The organism is Streptomyces sp. NPDC006610 (assembly GCF_040611575.1).
Taxonomy (GTDB): domain Bacteria; phylum Actinomycetota; class Actinomycetes; order Streptomycetales; family Streptomycetaceae; genus Streptomyces.
In genome coordinates this window covers 1-2,832 of the sequence record NZ_JBEXOP010000092.1, presented here as the reverse complement: position 1 = coordinate 2,832, position 2,832 = coordinate 1, and the positions used below count along the sequence as shown (strand labels likewise).

Annotated in this window: 2 protein-coding genes; both read right to left on the bottom strand. The window is 69.9% G+C overall.

Going from position 1 to position 2,832, the window contains the following annotated elements:
- Window positions 1-35: 35 nt before the first annotated feature.
- Window positions 36-1,121, bottom strand: a complete 1,086-nt coding sequence (locus ABZY13_RS33395) for a 2-oxoacid:ferredoxin oxidoreductase subunit beta (RefSeq protein ID WP_356637563.1) — start codon at window positions 1,119-1,121, stop codon at window positions 36-38.
- Window positions 1,114-2,832: 2-oxoacid:acceptor oxidoreductase subunit alpha (locus ABZY13_RS33390; protein ID WP_356637561.1), on the bottom strand; the 1,719-nt coding region annotated here is incomplete at its 5' end. The genes ABZY13_RS33395 and ABZY13_RS33390, both read right to left, overlap by 8 nt.

Sequence of the window (2,832 nt, the reverse complement as noted above, 5' to 3'; positions counted from 1 at the left end):
GTCCGCCCGGGTTTCGTGTGGGGGTGTCGTCCGGGTCAGTCGGTGACGGTCCAGGTGTCGTTGCCGGTGAGGAGTTGGGCGAGGTCGCCCTTGCCGGTGGTTTCGACGGCGTGGTCGAGCTGGTCGGCCATCTGGGTGTCGTAGACGGGGCGTTGGACGGAGCGCAGGACGCCGATGGGGGTGTGGTGGAGGGTGTCGGGGTCGGCGAGGCGGGAGAGGGCGAAGGCGGTGGTGGGGTGGGGGGCGTGGGCGTCGTGGACGAGGATGTCGGCTTCGTTGTCGTCGGTGACGGTGACGGTGGTGAGGTCGCCGGTGGCCTGGTCGCGGATCACGCCGCGTGAGTTGTCGGCGCCGAAGCGGATGGGCCGGCCGTGTTCGAGGCGGATGACGGCTTCCTGGGCGGGGTCGCGGTCTTTGAGGGCGTCGAAGGCGCCGTCGTTGAAGATGTTGCAGTTCTGGTAGATCTCGATGAGGGCGGTGCCGGGGTGGGCGGCGGCCTGGCGCAGGACGTCGGTGAGGTGTGCGCGGTCGGAGTCGATGGTGCGGGCGACGAAGGAGGCTTCGGCGCCGAGGGCGAGGGAGACGGGGTTGAAGGGGGCGTCGAGGGAGCCCATGGGGGTGGATTTGGTGATCTTGCCGGTTTCGGAGGTGGGGCTGTACTGGCCTTTGGTCAGGCCGTAGATGCGGTTGTTGAACAGCAGGATCTTGAGGTTGACGTTGCGGCGCAGGGCGTGGATGAGGTGGTTGCCGCCGATGGACAGGGCGTCGCCGTCGCCGGTGACGACCCATACGCTCAGGTCGCGGCGGGATGCGGCCAGGCCGGTGGCGATGGCGGGGGCGCGGCCGTGGATGGAGTGCATCCCGTAGGTGTTCATGTAGTAGGGGAAGCGGGAGGAGCAGCCGATGCCGGAGACGAAGACGATGTTCTCCCTGGCCAGGCCGAGCTGGGGCATGAAGCCCTGCACGGCGGCCAGGATCGCGTAGTCGCCGCAGCCGGGGCACCAGCGCACTTCCTGGTCGGACTTGAAGTCCTTCATGGTCTGGCGGCCCTCGGCCCTGGGCACCAGCGGCAGTGCCTGGAGGGGGGTGGTGCGGGGGGCCGTCGACGCGGGTTCAGTCATGGATGGCCTCCTTGAGTGCCTGGGCGAGCTGTTCGGCTTTGAAGGGCATGCCGTTGACCTGGGTGTGGGAGCGGGCGTCGACGAGGTAGCGGGCCCGGATGAGCAGGGCGAGCTGGCCGAGGTTCATCTCCGGGACGACGACGCGGTCGTAGGCGTGCAGTACCTGGCCGAGGTTGGCGGGGAAGGGGTTGAGGTGGCGCAGGTGGGCCTGCGCGATCCGCTGCCCGGATGCGCGCAGTCTGCGCACGGCCGCGGTGATGGGCCCGTAGGTGGATCCCCAGCCCAGCACCAGGGTGCGGGCCGTCCCGGTGGGGTCGTCGACGGCCAGGTCGGCGACGGCGATGTTGTCGATCTTGGCCTGGCGGGTGCGGACCATGAAGTCGTGGTTGGCCGGGTCGTAGGAGATGTTGCCCGTGCCGTCCTGCTTCTCGATCCCGCCGATGCGGTGCTCCAGCCCCGGCGTGCCCGGCACCGCCCACGGGCGGGCCAGGGTCTCGGGGTCGCGTTTGTAGGGCCAGAACACCGCGCTGCCGTCGGGCAGGGTGTGATTGGGGCCCTGCGCGAACTGCACCCGCAGATCCGGCAGCTCCTGCAGAGCGGGAACGCGCCAGGGCTCGGAACCGTTGGCGAGGTAGCCGTCCGACAGCAGGAACACCGGCGTGCGGTAGGCCAGCGCGATCCGCGCCGCCTCCAGCGCCGCACCGAAACAGTCCCCCGGCGTGCACGGCGCCACCACCGGGACAGGGGCCTCGCCGTTGCGGCCGAACATCGCCTGCAGCAGATCCGCCTGCTCCGTCTTGGTCGGCAGCCCCGTCGACGGCCCCCCGCGCTGGATGTCCACCACCAGCAGCGGCAGCTCCAGCGACACCGCCAGCCCGACCGTCTCCGACTTCAGCGCCACACCCGGCCCCGACGTCGTCGTCACCGCCAGCGACCCCCCGAACGCCGCCCCCAGCGCCGCCCCGATCCCCGCGATCTCGTCCTCCGCCTGGAACGTGCGCACCCCGAAATTCTTGTGCCGGCTCAGCTCGTGCAGGATGTCACTGGCCGGCGTGATCGGATACGAGCCCAGGAACAGCGGCAGATCCGCCTGCCGCGCCGCCGCGATCAGCCCGTAGGACAGGGCCAGATTGCCGGAGATGTTGCGGTAGGTGCCCGGCGCGAACGCCCGCCCCGCCGGCGCCACCTCGTAGGAGACCGCGAAATCCTCCGTCGTCTCCCCGAAATTCCAGCCCGCCCGCAGCGCCCTGATGTTCGCCTCGGCGATCTGCGGCCGCTTCGCGAACTTCGCCCGCAAAAACCGCTCCGTGCCCTCGGTCGGACGGTGATACATCCACGACAGCAGACCCAGCGCGAACATGTTCCTGCTCCGCTCGGCCTCCTTGCGCGCCAGCCCCGAATCCTTCAGCGCCTCGACCGTCAGCGTCGTCAACGGCACCCCGTGCACCCGGAAGGCGTCCAGCGAACCGTCCTCGAGCGGACTGAGCGCATACCCGACCTTCTGCAGCGCCCGCTTCGTGAACCCGTCCGTGTCCACGATGATCTCCGCACCCCGCGGCAGATCACCCACATTCGCCTTCAACGCCGCCGGGTTCATCGCCACCAGCACATCCGGCGCATCCCCCGGCGTCAGGATGTCATGATCGGCGAAATGCAGCTGGAACGACGACACCCCCGGCAAAGTCCCCGCAGGAGCCCGGATCTCCGCCGG